This is a genomic window from Protofrankia sp. BMG5.30 (genome assembly GCF_001983005.1).
GTDB lineage: Bacteria > Actinomycetota > Actinomycetes > Frankiales > Frankiaceae > Protofrankia > Protofrankia coriariae.
On record NZ_MOME01000015.1, the window covers coordinates 44,901 to 64,446 of the forward strand.

At 70.9% G+C, this 19,546-nt stretch carries 10 protein-coding genes; 3 read left to right on the forward strand and 7 right to left on the reverse strand.

Translation table 11 applies throughout. The features are described 5' to 3' along the window. Window positions 1-190 precede the first annotated feature (190 nt). Window positions 191-1,390 carry a CaiB/BaiF CoA-transferase family protein gene (locus BL254_RS09505; RefSeq protein WP_047223344.1) on the forward strand — a complete coding sequence of 400 codons (1,200 nt, stop codon included), beginning with the start codon at window positions 191-193 and terminating at the stop codon, window positions 1,388-1,390. 68 nt (window positions 1,391-1,458) lie between these two features. Here BL254_RS09505 and BL254_RS09510 read toward each other — a convergent pair whose 3' ends face one another. From BL254_RS09510 to BL254_RS09530, 5 genes are all read right to left on the reverse strand, one after another. Next, window positions 1,459-2,565: an ABC transporter substrate-binding protein gene (locus BL254_RS09510; RefSeq protein WP_254857974.1), complete on the reverse strand. Its 1,107-nt coding sequence runs from the start codon at window positions 2,563-2,565 to the stop codon at window positions 1,459-1,461. A gap of 630 nt (window positions 2,566-3,195) precedes the next feature. Then, window positions 3,196-4,485, reverse strand: a complete 1,290-nt coding sequence (locus BL254_RS09515; protein ID WP_371390336.1) for an ABC transporter substrate-binding protein — start codon at window positions 4,483-4,485, stop codon at window positions 3,196-3,198. Window positions 4,486-5,224: 739 nt separating this feature from the next. Next, window positions 5,225-6,475 (reverse strand): ABC transporter substrate-binding protein, encoded by a 1,251-nt coding sequence (locus BL254_RS09520; RefSeq protein ID WP_047223346.1) that lies wholly within the window; start codon window positions 6,473-6,475, stop codon window positions 5,225-5,227. After that, window positions 6,472-7,470, reverse strand: coding sequence for an ABC transporter ATP-binding protein (locus BL254_RS09525; RefSeq protein ID WP_083730950.1), 999 nt, complete (start codon window positions 7,468-7,470; stop codon window positions 6,472-6,474). Before BL254_RS09525 ends, BL254_RS09520 begins: the two co-directional genes overlap by 4 nt. After that, window positions 7,467-10,367, reverse strand: a complete 2,901-nt coding sequence (locus BL254_RS09530; RefSeq protein ID WP_076843100.1) for a branched-chain amino acid ABC transporter permease/ATP-binding protein — start codon at window positions 10,365-10,367, stop codon at window positions 7,467-7,469. The genes BL254_RS09525 and BL254_RS09530 overlap by 4 nt, the downstream gene beginning before the upstream one ends. A 1,625-nt stretch (window positions 10,368-11,992) precedes the next feature. Here BL254_RS09530 and BL254_RS09540 point away from each other — a divergent pair. After that, complete coding sequence (locus tag BL254_RS09540; protein WP_076843102.1) at window positions 11,993-12,922, forward strand: hypothetical protein; 930 nt, start codon at window positions 11,993-11,995, stop codon at window positions 12,920-12,922. Between the two features lie 378 nt (window positions 12,923-13,300). Here the strand turns inward: BL254_RS09540 and BL254_RS09545 are convergent, their stop codons facing one another. After that, entirely contained in the window at window positions 13,301-13,909 is a 609-nt protein-coding gene (locus BL254_RS09545; protein ID WP_052914638.1) for a TetR/AcrR family transcriptional regulator, read from the reverse strand. 665 nt (window positions 13,910-14,574) lie between these two features. Here BL254_RS09545 and BL254_RS09555 point away from each other — a divergent pair. Further along, window positions 14,575-17,349 (forward strand): PEP/pyruvate-binding domain-containing protein, encoded by a 2,775-nt coding sequence (locus BL254_RS09555; protein ID WP_076843103.1) that lies wholly within the window; start codon window positions 14,575-14,577, stop codon window positions 17,347-17,349. Between the two features lie 388 nt (window positions 17,350-17,737). Here the strand turns inward: BL254_RS09555 and BL254_RS09560 are convergent, their stop codons facing one another. Further along, on the reverse strand, window positions 17,738-19,537 hold the full coding sequence (locus BL254_RS09560) for an acyclic terpene utilization AtuA family protein (protein WP_076843151.1): 1,800 nt from the start codon (window positions 19,535-19,537) through the stop codon (window positions 17,738-17,740). Between the last annotated feature and the right edge of the window lie 9 nt (window positions 19,538-19,546).

Sequence of the window (19,546 nt, forward strand, 5' to 3'; positions counted from 1 at the left end):
GGATCCGGCCCGTGGCACGATCCGGCCCGCGTGGTGAACGTACGTTCACTGCGCCGGGCCGCCGCGGACCCGGCGCCACACCGGCTGTGACGGGATGTGCCATTGGATGAGCGGACGTTCCCTACCTGTTTAGGCTGAGGCCGCACGAGCCAGGATGACGGCTGCTCACCCGATCGAGGCCGGAGGCGGTATGACGGACAGCGGGATGGCCGACGGGACAACCGACGAGACGGCCACTGGCGCGTCCGGGCCGCTGCGCGGGCTGCGCGTCGTCGAGCTCGCCGGTATCGGCCCCGGGCCCTTCGCCGCGATGCTGCTCGCCGACCTGGGCGCGGACGTGATCCGGGTGGACCGCCCGGGTGAGGCGAACGACATCGTGCCGCCCGCGGTGGACGTGCTGCGGCGCGGCCGTCGTTCGGTTGCCATCGACCTGCGCTCCCCCGACGGTGTACGGGCGGTGCTGGACCTGGCCGAGCGGGCGGACGTGCTGATCGAGGGCTACCGGCCGGGGGTCGCCGAACGCCTCGGGGTCGGCCCGCGGGACTGCTGGGCCCGCAATCCCCGTCTCGTCTACGGCCGGATGACCGGCTGGGGCCAGGACGGCCCGCTGGCCCCCACCGCCGGGCACGACATCGGCTACATCGCGATCACCGGGGCGCTGCACGCGCTGGGCCGCCAGGGCGAGGAGCCCGCCGTGCCGGTCAACTTCCTCGGCGACTTCGGGGGCGGCTCCCTGTACCTGGTCGTCGGCGTGCTCGCCGCGGTCTTCGAGGCGGCCCGGTCCGGCCGCGGCCAGGTGGTCGACGCCGCCATCGTCGACGGTGCGGCGTCGCTGACAGCCATGGTGTACGGCCTGCTCGCCGCCGGGCAGTGGCGCGACGAGCGGGGCGTCAACCTACTCGACACCGGGCGCCCCTGGTACGACGTCTACCGGACCGCCGATGACAACTGGGTCGCTGTCGGGCCGCTGGAGCCGAAGTTCTACGCGCAGTTCATGACGCTGCTCGGTCTGGCGCCCGACGAGGCGGAGCGTGCCGACCCCGCGGCCTGGCCCGCGCTGCGGGAGCGGATCGCCGCGGCGTTCGCCCAGCGCACCCGGGACGAGTGGGCGAAGGTCTTCGAGGGCACCGACGCCTGCGTCGCCCCCGTCCTGAACCTGACGGAGGCCGCGGGTCACCCACACCTGGCGGCCCGCGGCACGTTCATCGAGGTGGACGGGGTGCGCCAGCCCGCTCCCGCGCCCCGTTTCAGCCGGACGCCCCCTGCCGTCCCGGGCCCTCCCGCGCGGCCCGGCGCGCACACCCGACAGGCGCTGACCGACTGGGGTGTGCGCGACGTGGACGCGCTGCTCGCCTCCGGCGCGGCGGTCCAGGCTGCGGTCCAGGCGTAGGCCGTGTCCGACGGCCTGGCCCGACGATCCGGGAAGGCCGTCAGCGGCGGCCCGTAGCTGTCACGTCATTAGGTGAGGGGTTTGCCGCAGCGCGGGCTGGGCGGCAGCGGTACGAACTGGCTGCCGTCGTCGCTGACCTGGACGAAGGTGAAGCAGTCGCTGAGCTGCTCGAAGTTGGTGCTGAGGTCGAGGGGCCGGGGCAGCAGACCATCGGCGTTGTAGTCGTGGACCTTGCGCAGGCCGTCGATGAACGACTGGCGGGTCGGGCAGGGCCCGGCCTCCCGCAACCCGCGGACGAACATGTCAGCGGACAGCCACCCGAAGACGGCACCCTCCTGCGTCGGGCTCTGGTTCTCCGGCGTGTAGGCGGACATCGCACCGAGCATCCGCGTGTAGGCCTGCGGGTTCTGCTCGTACGGGACGAAGTTGACGTACACGACGACCCCGGCCAGCAGCGGGCCCAACTGCCGTAGCAGCGTCTGGTCGTAACCGGCCGGGATGAGCACGGTCCTGAGGTCGACGCCAGCGGCCCGCACCGCCGGGATCAGCTTCGCCAGGACGTCCGGGAAGACCGCGCCGGCGATCGTGTCGATGCGCGCCGCCTTCATCTGCCGGGCCAGCGCGTCGAAGCTGGTCGTGCCGGCGGTCACCTCGTATTCCATGTCAACGCTGATGCCGGTGCGCCGCAGGCTCTCGACGACCTGCTGGTGGTATTTCCGGGTCGAGTCGCTCAACGCCATGTCCACCATGGCGGCGCGGGTGCCACCCCGGCTGCTGGCGAAATCCCCCCAGACCGTGGACGACCCGTTCGCAGCCGTGTAATAGTGCCAGGAGAACATGTTCTGGTGCTGTGACCAGACCGTCTCGGCGGCGAACCCGGTGACCGGGACCGTATGGTCGCCGAGATACTGTGCGGAGCCGGCCGCCACCTGTAGCCCCTGCATGATGCCGAAGGCCTTTTCGTCCTCGACGAGCTGACGGGCTCCGACCAGGTTCAGCGCGGGATCCGTCGCGTCGTCCCGCCAGACGTAGCTGAGCTTCCGGCCGTTGACACCGCCTTCGGCGTTGGCCAGGTCGAAACGGGCCTGAACGCCGGAGCGGAATCCGTGCGCCGGGGACGCCCCGGGCCCGGAATTGCTGTACAGCAGGCCGRCTTTGACCTCGGTGCTGGTCACTCCCGGCGCCGTACAGCTCTCCGCCTGCACGGATCGGCTGGTATCCCCGCTGCCGCATGCGACCAGCAAACCGCTCAGGCCGCCCGATGCGACGACCAGAGCGGTGAAACGTAAGTGCCAACGTCTGCAGACCAATGACATGTTGACCCGTCTCTTGTCCCAAGTGTGAGATGGAGCACAGGCCAGTGTAGGAGTATGCGGTGCGCAGTCGGACGGCCACCAGACTTTGGCCTTCCGTTGATGTGAAGAGTCACCAGGTGGCAACCAGGAGCAGTGCTCGGCGGAGATCACGAGCCACCGGCCACCCTCGCGGCACGCCTGGACAGGGCTGGCCCGATGCCGCATGAGACGCGGGCCGTGGCCGTACCTGTCAGGTCAGTGGCCTGCCGCGGGGCGGGGCGCGACGGCCGCCGCGCGGCAGTCCTCGTCGAGGCGGGTGGACGCTCCCGCGCCGGCAGGCCTCTTTTCTTCTCGTGTTCTCTTCTCGTGCCGGCGGCGGCCGGGCAGAACCTGCCACCCGGCCGCCGCCGGCACGACACCGCGAACCCGATCCCGCCTGTTCACACTGGCTGTTTGCACGGAAACAGCCAGTCACACGGAAACAGCCAGCGGTGGTCCGTAACCGCCCGCTCAGGGGAGCAGGCTGCCGCAGCGCGGGGTGGGTGCCAGCGGCAGGAACCGGCTGCCGTCGTCACTGACCTGGACGAAGGCGTAGCAGTCACCCAGCCGTCCGGAGTTGGTGGCGAAGTCGACCTTCTGCAGCAGCAGACCGCCGCCGTCGTAGTCGTGAACCTTGCGCAGRCCGTCGATGAACGACTGGCGGGTCGGGCAGGGCCCGGCCTCCTGCAGACCACGGATGAACATGTCGGCGGACAACCATCCGAAGACGGTGCTCTCCTGCGCTGGCACCTGGTTCTCCGGAGCGTAGGCGGTCATCGCGTCGAACAGCCGCTTGTGCGCCTCGGTGTTCAGCTCGAACGGGACGAAGTCGGTGTAGATGACGACCCCGGGCAGCGCCGGGCCGACCTGTTGCAGCAGCGTCGGGTCGTAGCCGACCGGGATGAGCACGGTCTTGAGGTCGATCCCGGCGGCCCGCACCGCCGGGAGGAGCTTGATCAGCACGTCCGGGAAGATGACCCCGGCGATGGTGTCGACCTGCGCCGCCTTCATCTGCCGGACCAGCGCGTCGAAGCTGGTCGTGTTGGCCGTCACCTCGAAGGTCATGTCGGTGTTGACGCCGGCGGMGTTCAGGCTCCGGGCGAGCTGCCGGTGGAACTTCTTGGTGGCCTCGCTCAACGCCATGTCCACCATGACGGCACGGGTGCCGCCCCGGCTGCGGACGAAGTCTCCCCAGACGGTGGACGAACCCTTTTCCGTGGTGTAATAGTGCCAGGAGAACATGTTCTTGTACTGCGCCCAGACGGTCTCGCCGGCGGATCCGACAACCGGGATCCCCCGCTCGCTCAGATAGGGCGCGGAACCGGCCGCCACGTGCGGTCCCTGAATGATTCCGAAGACCCCTTCGTCCTCGACGAGATCGCGGGAACCGACCAGGTTCAAYGCGGGATCGGTGGCGTCGTCCCGCCAGGCATAGGTGAGCTTCCGGCCGTTGACACCACCCTCAGCGTTGACCACCCCGAGGCGGGCGTCGATACCGGACCGGAACCCGCGTAGCGGGGACGCCCCCGGCCCAGACGTACTGAACACCAGACCTGCTTTGACCTCGGTATCAGTTACTCCCGGCGTCGTACAGGCCGATCRGGTGGGCCGCCCGGCAACATCATTGTTACCGCATCCGAGCACCAGCCCGCCCAGGGTGGCCAATGCGAGAACCAGGGTGATGAAATGTAAGCGTCGACGTCTTCTGATCACTGTCATGTTGACCCGTCTCTCCGTACCCACGAGATGAAACAGGGCCATTCTAGGAGTGYACGGTAGGTAGTCACCCGTCCCCTGGTATTCCAATGTCGATTGGAATACCAGGACGCGACACCCGGCCGACGGGAGAACAACCGCGAACCGGATCCGGAAAATCCGGCCCGGTTGTCACGGTACGACCGGCCGGACGCGCGGTCACGGTTTTCTCCCGGCCGCCGACTCCCGGCCCGCGGCATCCCGACAGCCTGCCCGAAAGCCGGCAGCCGGGAGAAGGAACCACCCGGACACAGCGGGACGCCCGTCCCAGGGCCTGTCTCGGCGGTGGTAAGGAAGACTGCTGGCCACCTCCTACCCGGGCCGCCGGCGCCGTGCTCGTCCCGGCCGGGAAGGGCTTCTGGCACCGTGTGTCTGACGAAGCCGTCAGCCCTGCCCAGCCTGGCTGTGGTCCCGCTCACCCGCCGCCGTCGACGGCGGCGGAAAGCCGTCTCGGACTCCCGTCGCAGGCCGGAGCCGCCGCGGGGCCCGTCGACATCGAAAGATCGTCCCCTGCCGCGGATCCCCGCCGGGCGGCCAGCCCCGCCAACTGGCCGCTCCGGCGGGCCTACAGCCGTCCCGGGCCGCCGAAGCGTGTTCCGGCGTTCCGTTTCGGTAGAAACAACCGACAGAAAGACCATGCGGTATCGACGGCGACGCGAAACCGGTGTCGTCACGCGACAGACGTCATCGCGAAACCAGCGTCGTCGCGCGGCGGACCTCCTCGCGCCGCCGTCAGCCGTCGGAGCTAGCCCTTCAGGGCCTGCACCAGCTGCGTGGCCTGGGTTTCGGTCAGACATTTCGTCGCGCCCTTGTTGAGGCTAACTACCTTGTCACCCTGAATAGCTGCCTGGAAATAGCAGGTGGGGAAGGCCGGCTGACCCTCCGTGAAGGTCGTCGGTGGAATGATGCCACCCAGCGTCTCGTCCTTCAGCGCGTACAGCCCCTTCTTGACGTCGGCCGATGTCGAGTCGGGCCCGAGGTTACCCGCTTTGGCCGCCGCTTCGAACAGTTTGCCGCTGGCCCACGGATAGATCGTGTCATAGGTGAACTGCTGGCTCTTGCGCAGGTCCGGGTAGTACGTGTCCAGCGCGTCGAGGAACTCCTTCACCGCCGGCACGGACTCGTCGGTGTAAAGGACGGTCGGGGACGACAGGAGAGCCCCGTCAAAACCCTTGTGCCCCAGCCAGGACGGCCCGAGGGTCGGGGTCTGGCTGATCACGGTCGGGGTGAATCCCTGCTGGGCACACGAGTCCGTGACCCGCGGCACGACCTCGGAGTTGTGCGCCACGAACAGCGCGTCCACGCCCTCGTCCTTCAGCGCCAGGCAGGGCGCGGTGTAGTCGGGCGCGGTCGCCGCGATCTTCCCGGTGGCGATCCCGACGTCACCGACGATGGCGGAAGCCGCCTTGCCCAGGCCCTCGAGCTGGGCGCAGACGGGTGTCTCGGAGCAGTACAACAGGCCGACCTTCTTCTTGCCGGCCGCCTTCGCCGCCTCCCAGATACTCACCGTGGTCACCGGGACCGGCGCACCCGTTATGAAGAAGTCCGGGTGGGTCAGGAAGGGCGACTCGACGGAGAGCCCGCCGACGACCGGAATGCCCTTCTCGGTCACGTAGTCGGCCCAGGTCGCGTCGACCAGGCTGCTGTCGCCGACAATGGCCACGACCTCGTCCTGCTCGACCAGTTTCTTGACGGCCCGCAGCGACTTCGCCGGGTCACCGCCGTCATCCTCGATGATCACTTTCACCGGATAGCCGTTGGCGCCGCCCCGCGCGTTGACAGATTTGGCCCAGGTGTCGAAAACGTCCTTGAGCCGGCCGAGGGTGGCCGACTGCGCACCCGAACAACTGCAGATCGCGCCGAGGACGATTGGCTTGCCCGACAGCGCCTCCGCGTCCGTCCCCGAATTGGAATCCGAGGAGCTACAGGCAGCTACCGCCACCAACACGGCGGTCAGTAAGGCCCACAACGCGGCGCCGCGTCTTTTCCCGTTCATCCTTCTCCTTCTGGTGTTCCGGTCGTCATACCGGCGGACCATCGCGAAAAAAGCATCACTGTCCGGTGTCGGTCGGGTCGGCTCCGTGCGCCGATGCCGCGGCGGCGCCCGGGGCCATAGCCCGCGGCACGCCCCGGGCCATGCCCCGGGCCATGCCCCGGGCCATAGCCCGCCGACAGGTATCCGCGTACGAGTTCGTCCTCGTCCAGCTCGGACGGCGCCCCGGTGAAGCCGACGCGGCCGCGCCCCAGCAGACAGACCACGTCGGCCATCTCCAGAGCGCGGCTGACGTACTGCTCGACGAGCAGCAGCGACACGCCGCTGGCGGCGAGCCCCCGCAGCGACTCGAAGATCTGGTCGATGACGCGCGGGGCGAGCCCCATGGAGACCTCGTCGAGCAGCACCACGGCGGGGTCCGACAGGTAGCAGCGCGCCAGCGCGAGCATCTGCTGCTGGCCGCCGGACAGCGTGCCCGCCACCTGGCGCAGCCGGTCACGCAGCACCGGGAAGGCGTCCAACGCGGCATCCACACCGCTGTTCCCGCGGCCGCTGTCGTCCCTGCCGCTGTCGTCCCCGTGACCACTGTCCCTACCGCGGCCACCGCTCCCGCGGATGCCGCCACCGCGGCCGCGGCCGCCGTGCCCGCGCCAGGACGGCAGTTGGAGCTGGAGGTTCTCCTGGACGGTCAGGCTCGGGAAGATCCCGCGGCCCTCCGGGACCAGACACAGCCCGGCCCGGGCCCGCTGGTGCGGGCTGCTCCTGGTCACGTCACGGCCTGTGACGGTGACCGTTCCGGCGGATGGCCGCAGCAGGCCGGCGGCCGCCCGCAGCAGCGTCGTCTTGCCGGCGCCGTTGGGCCCGAGCAGGGCGACGACGGATCCCGCCGGCACCGTCAGGGTGACCTCGCGCAGTACGGTCGAACGCCCGTAACCTGCTGTCACCGAACATAGCTGGAGTGCGTCGGCCCGCTCGGTCACGGCCGGCCCGGCGTTCATACGGTCACCTCCTCGTCCGCCGCCTCGTCCGCTGTCCTGTCCGCCGCCGCGCTGCCCGCGGCCGTGCCGCCCGCGGCGGTCTCGACCAGCGCGTCACCGAGGTAGGCCGCCCGCACGATCGGTGACCCGACGACTTSGCGCGCGCTCCCCTCGAAGACCAGCCGGCCGAAATCGAGGACGTAGACCGCCTCGCAGACGTCGAGCACGAGCGACATGTCGTGCTCGACGAGCAGGATGCCGACCCCGCGCTCGTCGACGACGCGCCGCAGGATCGCGCCGAAACGCCGTGTCTCCGCCCGGTCGAGGCCGGCGGAGGGCTCGTCGAGCAGCAGGATCCGGAAGGGCCCGGCCAGGCAGCGGGCCAGCTCCACCAGCCGCCGCTGGCCGGTCGAGAGGTTTGCCGCGGGCACGCCGGCAAGATCGCCCAGGTCACAGAGCTCAAGCGCGCGGTCGGTGGCGACGCGCACCGCCGACCGGTCCGCCGGCCACCCGGCCAGGTGCGACAGCGGATTGCCGCCGGCGAGCGTCCCCTCCGCACCGACCGCGACGTTGTCCCGGACGCTGAGGGTGTCGAACAGCTCCATCCGCTGGAAGGTGCGCCCCAGGCCGCGCCGTGCCCGCGCCGCCGGACCGGCGCGCGAGACGTCACGGTCGTCGAGCAGGACGCTCCCCCGGCTCGGGCGTACCAGGCCGGAGCAGGCGTTGAAGGTCGTGGTCTTGCCGGCACCGTTCGGGCCGATCAGCCCGGTGACCCGTCCGGTCGGCGCGACCAGGTTGAGCTCGTCCACCGCGACCAGACCGCCGTACCGTACCCGCAGGCCGCGCACGGTGAGCGCGCCCGGCCGCACCCGGCCCGCACCGGCCGCCGGCCGGGTCGGCACCGGGGCCGCGGCGGCCGCCTCCCCGGCCTGGGATGCGGCCTGGGATGCGGCCTGGTCGTCCGTGACGGCAGCCTGCGGGCTGTCCGCGGCGGGCTGTGGGGCGGGCAGCGGGGCGGGCAGCGGGGCGGCCGCCGCGGTGGCGCGCGCGGCGCGACGGCGGCCACCGAGGACGGTGCCGATCGCCTGCCGCACCGCCGGTGGAACCAGGGCCGTCGAATGGGCGGTGACCGCGGCCGCGATCGCCGCCAGGCCGAAGACGAGCTGCAGGATCGTCGCGGTGTTCTCACCCGAGGAGTAGGACGGGACCAGGACGAGGGCGCCAGCCGCCGTCAGCGCATACCACGGGTTGCCGCCCAGCACGATGACGATCAGAGCGAAGTACGTCAGTGACAGCAGCGGATGATACGAGTCGGCGGAGACGGTGCTCTGCGCGACCGCGCCCAGCGCCCCGCCGACGGCGGCCATGAACGCCGAGACGCAGAAGACGAGCACCCGGGTGACGCTCACCGTCACGCCGCTGGTCTCCAGCGCGGTGGGCGAGTCACCCAGCCCGCGTAGCAGCCGGCCGAGCCGGCCGCGGTCGAGCACGGCCAGGACTCCCGCGGCGATGACGGTCATCGCCAGCACGAGGAAGTAGTAGCCCCGGTCGTCGTCGATCTCCAGCCAGGACAGGTGGGGACGCGGCTGGTCCAGGCCGGCGCCGGTGGGCCCGAACATGTAGTCCTGCGCGTAGAACATGTACTGCAGGAAGATGCCGAAGCCGAAGGTCGCCAGGGCCAGGTAGAGCCCGGTGAGCCGGATCGCCGGGATCGCGAGGATCGCCCCGACCGGCACTGCGACCAGCCCCGCCAGCAGCAGCGCGACGAGCCACGGCAGGCCGTGGTCGACGCTCAGGTGGGAGAACCCGGCGGCACCGATCGCCATGAAGCTGACCTGGCAGAGCGAGACCTGCCCGCAGTTGCGGACGAGCAGGCCGAGCGAGAGGAAGACGATGCTCGTCGCCAGCGCCACGGTCCAGTCGGTGAGGTGGATGCCGGCGAACGAGGGCACGGTCGCCAGCACGGCCAGCAGCGCCGCGCCCGCGACGAGCTGGAGGACGGGTGGCACCGTCCACGACGGCCGGCGGCGGGCGACGGCCCGCGACGGGCCGATGAGGTAGCGGCGGGGGAAGACCAGCAGCACGACGAACAGCACGGTGAACGGCAGCGCCGGCGGCAGCCCCGCCAGCGCGCCGGTGGTGAAGTACTTCGTCGACAGGGAGGCCAGCACGCCGATGGCCAGCCCACCGGCGAAGGTCAGCGGCAGGTTCGTGAACCCGCCGACCGCCGCCGCGCCGAACGCGGCCACGACCAGCAGGGTCAGCTGCACCGGATCCAGCGGCAGCAGCGGCGCGAACAGCACGCCGGAGGCCGCGGCCAGGGTGGCGCCGATGGACCAGGCGAAACGCCGCGTCGTCGCCGGGCTGTTCCCTGTGAGGGCCAGCAGGCTGGGGTCGTCGACGACGGCGCGCATCGCCGTCCCCAGCCGGGTCGTGCGGAACATCACCGACAGCCCCGCCGTGGTGAGCAGCGCGAAGGCGAAGGTCACGATGTCGGTCCAGCGGACGTTCGTCCCGAGCAGCCGCACGTCGCCCGAGGCGAGGAAGACCGGGACCGTCCGTAGCTCCAGCGTCCCGTAGGAAAGGACGATGACGGCCTGGATCACGAGCAGGAGCCCGACCGTGCTCGCCACCTGCAGGGCCAGGCTCGCCGTCTGGATCGACCGCGCGAGAAGTTCGAGGACCAGGCCCAGCAGCGGCCCCGCCAGCAGCACCGCGACCACCGCCGCCATCGGCCAGGACCAGCCCTGCCCGATGTGCAGGGAGTAGAAGAGGTATGCCGCGACAGCCGCCAGCGCGCCGTGCGCGAAGTTGAAGACGCCCGACGTCTTATAGGTCAGTACCAGGCCGGTGCCGGCGAGACCGTAGACCGCGCCGGTCGTCAGCCCGGTGACGACAAAGGGCAGAACCTGGGACATGTCTCCCCAAACTGGGCCAGCGGCCGTCGTAGCCGTGGCGGGTCACTTCTCCGGCGACGGGCCGGGGGACGGGCGCGCGATGCCGTGCCGCCACCCTGGGCATGGTGCGGCAAGGGGGCCGATGGTGACCTGCAGACGGATGCGCGACAGAGGGCCGTCTGGCTGATCGGAACATGGGCATTGATCAACACGTCGGCGCGGCCGACTGGCACGGATGGGATCGCACCGGCGGCCGTCGTCGCGAGGCCCCGCGCCAGCGGGCCGCCCCGGTGTCCCGGTGTCGGCACCGGTCATCGTGACACTTCGCCCGCTCGGCCACTCCCAGCCGTGATAGGCATCGCTCTCTGTCACCGCGTACGCCGTCTCGGCCTTCGCGGCAACTGTCACATCCCTGCGCCTCCTCCGCCGGCCCCCGACTTCGGCTGTTCCTTTTCTCTGCTGGTGCCTGGACGGGCGCCCGACCGCTGGGAGAGCGACGGAAACCGCTAACGATCGTTTGCAACCTAGCCGTGCGATCATCCCTGGTCAAGCCTTGACCACGTTCCGGATACAAGGGAAAACCCCTACCTACGCCACCATTCCAGCACCACGGTGGATCCCGTACCGAACCGGCCCACGACACGCGGCGCCGGATGCCTCCCACGGCCACCTACCGCACCCACCATCGGGACGCACCGTAACCGTCACCGCCCACGGCCCCGCCGGCACGAACAGGTGACACGGACGCTGGGAGCACGCGGACAACCGTGGGCGACCGACGGCCCGGCACCGGCCCGCCCCCTGCCACCGACCGTCGCGGCGCCACCGGGGCCACCGGGGCCACCGGGGCCACCGGGCCACCGGGCCACCGGGCCACCGGGCCACCGGGCCACCGGGCCACCGGGCCACCGGGCCACCGGGCCACCGACTTACGGGCCGGATGCGACCGGCCCGGAGCAAGCGCGTACTCACGACACACCGCGACGGTTCAGCCACGGCCGATCAGGGAGCGCCCGGAAACCCCGCACCCCCGAGATATCACGCAAGGACACCCGGAAAGCCGCGCAGCGCCACCCGCCGCCATCCGGCGGCCCGACGCCGACAGTCCGGCGCAGAACCAGGACCATGGCCGCGCAAAAGGCGTTAACAGTAGCGGGAAAAGACGACCGCCGCAACTTCCGGGCGAGCCCGGACAGCTTCAGGGAAAGGCTGGCGGCCGTTGCGACACGGAGCGTGATCAACTGACTCGAAATTTCACTCTTGCGGGGGTTCGACATCCCCCACTAGGGTGACGATCGCTCGGAACAACTGCCACCATCCGTGACTTTTCAGYCAGTCGAGGAAAAGAGTGGGCATGAGTTTGTCCGCACGCGGTCCGCCGTTCGACCCCATACCGTCCGATGCCATCTCGCAGGTGCCGCCCGTATTCCCGTGGGCGCCGCCCGAATCGCGGTGGCCGCCGCACGGATTCAACCTCTTCCAGCACGTCCGAACAGTGCTGCCCAGTTCATGAAAGGGCGTTCATGAATTTTTATCGACGGCGCCGCCCGCAGCTCATGTTAGCTGTCACCACAGCGGCGGCCGCGACCTTCTTAGCCACGGCCGCGCCAGCCGGGGCGAGTGGAGTCATAACCGAGTCCGCTCCGATGCCCACCCCGGTGGCCGGTCCATGCGAGATAAAGTTCGACGCGAACGGCATTGGCTGGGTAGAAGAGATCACCGCGGGGAAGATCGCGCGCTACGACCCGGTTACCGGCGACGTCTACGAGGTGCCGGTACCGACCCCGGCATCGGTGCCTGGCGGCCTTGACGTCGGCCCGGACGGCGGTGTCTGGTTCACCGAGGTGGCGGGCAACAAGATCGCACGCCTCGACCCGAACACCCTGGCCTTCCAGGAGTTCACCATACCGACCCCGCTCGCGCTGGCGTCGATCATAATACCGCAGCTGGGGGTCGCCGTTTCGGACGRCATCATCGCCGGCCCGGACAACGCGATGTGGTTCACCGAGGTCGGGGCGAACGCGATCGGCCGTATCGACCTGAGCACACATGTGATCACCGAATACCCGATCCCGACTCCGCTCGCCGGCCCGCTCATCATCGACCACGGGCCCAACAACACGCTCATCTTCCCGGAGTCGACAGCGAACAAAATCGGCCAGATCAATCCGTTCACCRGCGTGATCACCGAGTACACCGTGCCGACACCGGCATCCGTGCCCCAGGGCGTCACCACCGGGCCGGACGGTGCCATCTGGTTCACCGAAACCGTGGGGCAGAAAATCGGGCGAATAGACCCGGTGACCCACGCGATCACAGAGAAGTCAATAGTTTCGCTGTTCAATCTGCGTCCGCTGCCGGGCCCCATTGTGACAGGTAGCGACGGAAACCTGTACGTGGCCGAAGGCGGCCTGGTTCTCGGCAGCAATGTCGGACGTTACAACCCGGTCACCAATACCTACACCCCGATCCCGCTGCCCACGCCGCTGGGCGGGCCGTGCGATCTCACGGTGCGGGGCAACAGCATCTACTTCGGCGAGTTCACCGGTAACCGCATCGGAAAACTCACCGTTTAGGAGCGCTCCGGTCCCTGGCCACAGCCAGGGGATCATGGTCAGAAGACCACGGCCAGGAGGGCATGACCAGAAGGGCATGGTCGCCCGTTCCCGCCGGATCAGCTCCACCGGTCCGGCGGGAACGGGCGACCGTCACCCGCCTCGAACCCGGCTGCCCGGTCACGCACCGTCTCGCACAGGCACCGTCTCGCGCGAGCCGCGCCCGCGGTACCGACGGCCGGTTCCAGCCACACGGACCTGACGGCGCATGCCGGCCGCCGACTGGCCGCCGGGCGAATCCCCGGCCGCTGCCCGGCCGGACACGCCGTACGGCGCCCAAGCGGCCGGGCGGCACGAGAACTGTCAGCGTTCGTTCACGCCCGCTCGCTCGCCACACGCTCACGGGCCCGGATCGGTGGTGAGCACCCGGCCGGATGCCGCGGACAGCTCACCCGCGAGGAAGCGGACCAGCATCTCGGTGGCGTCGTCCGTCTCCCGCTCGGTACCGACGATCGCGGAGAACAGACCCATGCCGCACAGGATCGCGACGAGCATGTCGCCGACCACCCGCGAATTCACGTCCGAGGGCAACTCGCCACGCGCGATCGCGCGATCGACACTGACGAGGAAGAAGTCGCGCATCTCGCCGATCTGCTCGCGGGCCTGGTTGGTGAGCTCCGGATAACGCAGTCCGTCGACCAGCGAGGTGATGGCGAACCTGGCGTACGTCGGGTCCTCGTGGTTGAGCGCCGCGCACACGCGGAAGACGATCGCCACCTGGTCGACGAGGGCGGTGTGGGCGGACGCCTGTGTCCTCATCCGGTCGATCACACTGGGGTACATCGATTCGAAGGCTGCGGCGTAGAGGTCCGACTTCGACGGGAAGTACCGGTAGATGGTCGACCGCGTGACCCCCGCGTCCTCGGCGATCTCCGCCGGGGTCGCGTCCCGGTAGCCAACAGTGCTGAAGAGCACCCGGGCGCTGCGGAGGATGCGCCCCCGGGTCACCGCCCCGTTCGATCCTGGCGGGCGRCCGAGCTTCCGCGCGCTGGGTTTGGACATCTTCTCCTTCACCGGAAACCACCGGTTCTCCGTCACCGCGGACGCCTACCGGCGCGCTGCCCGCTGATCCGGCGGAGCGGCGTCGTCAGTGCGGACAGCGTCGTCAGTGGAGACAATGGTCGGCTGCCGCGGTGGTAGTAGCAACGGATGTCCCGGAAACCGGGTTCCCGGGATCGCCGTCCGCCCGGCGACACGCCACCCGTACGGCCCGCAGGCCGGCCGATCACCGTGCGCCGGGCCGTCCGCCGTCTCCGGCGAGCCCCGGCCGCCACCAGCGCCGATCCGCACGAGCGAAGATCCACCGGATACGACCTGCCCGCCGGCCGTGACCAGCGGCTGGAGTAGCCTGACCGCCCGATGTCACCAAATCATCATGAACTCGCCAAACCATCCCGAACCCACCATCGGGAGGGCCCAGCGGCGGCGGGCGGCCACCCGCCGCGACAGCGGCGCCCGCGGCTCGCACGGACGCCCCGGCGCGGACGGACAACTGAAAACGTCGGCCAGCGGCCCCGACATGGCCCCGGATCCCTCTCGACACCGGCTTCGCGAGGAATACACAGTTTCGCAAGGAAGCCCGCCCTCCACCCATCGAGCCCCCTGGAGCAGTGATGTCCCCGGTGCCAGCCGCGCCCGAACGGCCAGACGCCCCCGTCCACGTCCTCCCGCTCGCGTCCTGCGCCGATGACGACGTCGCGGCCCTGGTCGGCGGGAAGGCCAGCGGCCTGGGCAGACTGATCAGCCAGGGCCTGCCGGTCCCCCCGGGCTTCGTCGTCACCACGGACGCCTACCGGGCCGGCGTCGCCGCCGCCGGCCTGGGCCCGCGGATCGACCAGTTGCTGGCCGGGGCCGGGACCCCGTCGGGCGACCACGAGGTCTCCGAGCGGATCCGCGCGCTGTTCGTCGACACGGTCATGACGTCCGACGTCGCCGCCGCGGTGCGGGCGGCCTACGCCGGACTTGGTCACGCGTCGGCCGCCGCCGATGGTGATCATGAGCAGGGCATCCCCGTCGCGGTCCGCTCGAGCGCCACCGCGGAGGACACCGCCGACGCCTCGTTCGCCGGTCAGCAGGAGACCTACCTGTGGATCCGCGGCGCCGACGACGTCGTCGCCAAGGTGCTCGACTGCTGGGCGAGCCTGTTCACCGCGCAGGCGATCGGCTATCGCGCCCGGTTGGGGGTGCCCGTCGAGGACGTCGCGATGGCGGTGGTCGTGCAGACGATGGTGCCCGCCGAAGCCGCCGGCGTCCTGATGACCCTGGAGCCGACGACCGGCGACCGGTCACGCGTCTACATCGAGTCCGCGTTCGGCCTCGGGGAGGCCGTCGTGCGCGGGGACGTCACCGCCGACCGCTACTGGGTCGCCAAGGAGACCCTCACCCTCACCGCCGAGCAGATCAACCCCAAGGAGAAGGCCTGGCGGTTCGACGCGCAGGCCGACGCGCTGCTCTTCACCGACGTCCCCGCCGAGCTGCAGAAGACGCCGTCGCTGCGCACGGAGGAGGCCGTCGCGCTCGCGGGCGTCGGCCGGCGCGTCGAGGAGGCGTTCGGGTTCCCGGTGGACATCGAGTGGGCCTTCGGTCCCGCCGACGCCGACGGGCAGCGGGAGCTGTTCACCCTGCAGGCAAGGCCCGAAACGGTCTGGAGCCGCCGGCCGGCGCCACCCGCCACGGCCGCCCAGCCCGCCGAAACAGCGCCGACGGCCACCGCGCCGGTGGCCGACCCGTATGACGACTGGGACCCGCTGCACGACCCCAGCGCCCCGGAGCTGCACTGGTCGACGTCCAACCTCGGGGAGGCGATGCCCGGGGTGCTGACCCCGCTGAGCTGGTCGTTGTGGTCCCCCGTGGTCGAACACGCGCCGCGGGAGGCCGCCCGCGCGATCGGCGGGCTGACCAGGGCCGAGAGCCGGGTACCGGCGGACGTCTCGCAGCGGTACATCCGTATCTTCTACGGCAGGCCCGCCATGCAGGCCGAGTTCCTCGCCCTGCTCGGGGACCGGATGCCCGGCACGACCGGGCCGGACGCGGTGGCGAGCATCCTCGGCCGGGTTCCCGAGGACATCGCCTTCGCTCCGACGGCACGGCGCTACCCGTCCGTGGCCTGGCGGCTTCCCGTGACCTTCGCGACGGCGCCGAAGAAGGCGCGGCAACTCGCGCGGGAGACCGACGAGTGGTGGCGCGCCAGCCTGGCGCGGGTGGACCAGCTCGGGCACGCCGACCTGATCGCCCTGCTCCAGGACGCCGCCCGCCGGCACGACTACGCCGTCACCCTCCAGTCGATCCTGATCCTGAGCACGATGCAGCCGCTCTACGACACGCTGCGGAAGATCGTCGAACGGGCCGGGGTCGGGGACATCGCCACGCTGGGCGGCGTCGGCGGCGCCGAGATGGCGGTCGTCGCCGACATCTGGCGGGCCTCCCGCGGCGAGCTGACCGTCGAGGACGTGGTCGGTCGGCACGGTTTCCACGGACCGTTCGAGGGCGAGCTGTCCAGCCGGGTGTGGCGCGAGGACGACTCCCCGCTGCGGAAGATCATCGAGGACTACGCCAGGCGGGACGACTCCGCGGATCCGGTTGCCCGGGAGCAGGCCCGCCGCCTTCAGCTCGCCGAGGCGCAGCGGGAGGTCGTCGCGGCGCTGCCCGTCACCGGCCGGCCGGCCGCGCGGACGGCGTTGCGGCTGGCCGCCGCCCGGCTGCCGCTGCGGGGCGTGCCGAAACGGTCGTTTCTCCAGGCCTTCGACGTCGCTCGGGCCTGCGCTCGGCGGATCGGCGCGCTGCTCGCCGCGGACGGGCGGCTGGCGGACCCGGAGGAGGTCTTCCACCTGACCGTGGACGAACTCACCGGCGACCTGCCGGCGGACACCACCGCGCTGGTGGCCCGCCGCCGGGAGCGCCGCGCCCAGTACCAGCAGGTGACCATTCCGGGTGAGTGGAAGGGGTCGCCACAGCCCTCCCTCGTCACGGCGGCGGACCCCGCGACGGACCCGTCGGGGGAACGGGTGATCAGCGGGATCGGGGTGAGCAGCGGCGTGGTCGAGGGCGTCGCCCGGGTGGTGACCGACCCCGCCTTCGCCGACGTCGAACCCGACGAGATCCTGGTGGCCCCGACCACCGACCCGAGCTGGTCGTCGATCATGTTCATCTCCGCGGGTCTGGTGGTCGACATCGGCGGCGCGCTCAGTCACGCCGCCGTCGTGGCACGCGAGCTCGGTATCCCGTGCGTGGTGAACACCCGGACCGGCACCCGCGTCGTGCGGACCGGCRACCGGGTACGGGTCGACGGCACCGCCGGCACGGTCGAGATCCTCTCGAGCGCGCACGGCGACGCCGAAGGGTCAGACGCCGAAGAAGCGGAGATCGAAGGAGCGGCGGCCACCCGATGAGTACGGGCCGTCCGGCCGGGCGGGAACGTCGGCCCGCCCGACACCACCCGGCCGGGCGGCCCATGACCACAGCAGATCGCCAGGAGACCCCGCGGGCGCCCGTGCCCGCCCGCGGGCACGTCCCGCTCCATGCTCCCCGGCCCCGTACGCAGGACGGCCCCGGCATGGCTTCCAGAGCATGCCGGGGCCGTCCGCGACACCCCGTACCGGTTTCCCGCGCCAGCGCGCCGCATGTGCCGCACGCGCGATCCGGCGCGCGCCGCCCGGTCTGCCCTTCGGTGTGAGGCAGCCGACCGGCCTACCGGTACCGCGGGGAACGTCGCGACCAACTCGACGTCGCCACGTCCCCGCCGCGTTCCCACCGGGCCTTCGCCGGAGGAGATCGTTCCTACCGGACGAGCTCGGCGGGTACGTCGATGTGGCGAGAACGCACGTACTCGCCGAAACCCTTCGCCTGCGGGTCGGGGCGGGTCGCCGAGGCGACCCCCTCCCCCAGCAGCCCGACGACGACGAAGTTGAGCGCGCGCAGGTTCGCCAGCTCATACCTGCGGATCTCCAGGCTGGCGGCCTCCGGTACCAGTTCGGCGAACTTCCGCGTGGTCAGCTCGGCGGCGAGCCAGGCGTAGGTGGCGTCGTCCCGGGCCCAGATACCCACGTTCGCGTTGCCGCCCTTGTCCCCGGAGCGGGCGCCGGCCAGACGCCCGAGCGGGACCCGCACCCGTTCGCCCGTGCCCACCGGCGGGGTGGTCGTCACGCCCACGGGCTCCTCCGCGGCGGCCGGAGGCTGCGGCGCCGACGGGCTGTGCTCGATGACGAACTCGGAGCCGTCGTCGAGCACGACCCGCTGGGTGACGACGTCCCGGGCGACGAGCGTGGGCCAGTAGACGCCGTACGCGCTCTCGCTGGTGGGTGGTGTCGTGGTGTGGAAGCCGGCATAACCCCCCAGCGGGAGGGCCATGGTCGCGTTCGAGAAGGACCGGCCGACACGCGCGGGATCACGGTCCTTGACCGTGACCTGCAGGTGCGCGGTCGCCAGCGCGTTGATCTCGGCGTTGTCGTGGTCGAAACGCAGCAGCCGCACGTCGACGGCGTCGAAGGAGTCCTCGCCGCCGAGGATGTCGAACAGCTCCTGGCGGGCCCACGCGGCCTTCTCCTCGATGTCGAGGCCGGTGATGACCAGGGTCATCGTGTTGCGGTAGCCGCCGAGGTAGTTCACGGCGACCTTCAGCTTGTCCGACGGGGCGCTGCCGCGGGTGCCGCTCAGCAGCACCCGGTCCGGGCCCTCCTGCGTCAGCTCGGCGGTGTCGAAATGGGCGACGACGTCGGGGTTGGCGTACGCGGGGCCGGCGATCTCGTAGAGCAGCTGGGCCGTGACCGTGCCGACCGAGACCAGGCCGCCGGTGTCGGGGTGCTTGGTGATGACGCTGCTGCCGTCGGCGGCCACCTCCGCGATGGGGAACCCCGGGTAGCGCCGGTCGGTGACCTCCGACAGGAACGCGTAGTTGCCGCCGCAGGCCTGCGGGCCGCACTCGATCACGTGGCCCGCCGCGACCGCTCCGGCGAGCTGGTCCCAGTCGGTCCGTTCCCAGCGGTGCCACCAGGCCGCGGGGCCGACCACGAGGGACGCGTCGGTCACCCGGGGCGTCACGACGATGTCGGCGCCCGCCTCCAGCGCGGCGGCGATGCCCCATCCGCCGAGATAGGCGTTGGCGGTCACCGGCTGCACGCCCAGCTCGGCGAGCTTGCGTCCGGTGTCGAGGTTGACGAACGGCTCGCCGGCCGCCTGCAGCTCGTCGATGCGGCCCACGAGATCGTCACCGGTGACGTAGGCGACGCGGGGGGAGAGCCCAAGGCCCGCGGCGAGCTTGGTCACCTGCTCGGCCAGGCCACGGGGGTTGAGGCCGCCGGCGTTGGCAACGATCTTGATGCCGCGCTCCAGGCTGGTCGCGAGCACCTGCTCGAGCTGGGTGAGGAAGGTGCGGGCGTACCCGGCCTCGGGGTCGCGACGCCGGGCCTTCCACAGGATCAGCATCGTCAGCTCGGCGAGGTAGTCGCCGGTCAGCACGTCGATCGGGCCGCCGTCGACCATCTGCTTCGCGGCGTCGATACGGTCCCCGTAGAAACCCGAGCAGTTGGCGATGCGTATCGGACGCCGCTGTGCGGCCGGTGTGGTCACGTGCGGCACCATCCTTCCTGC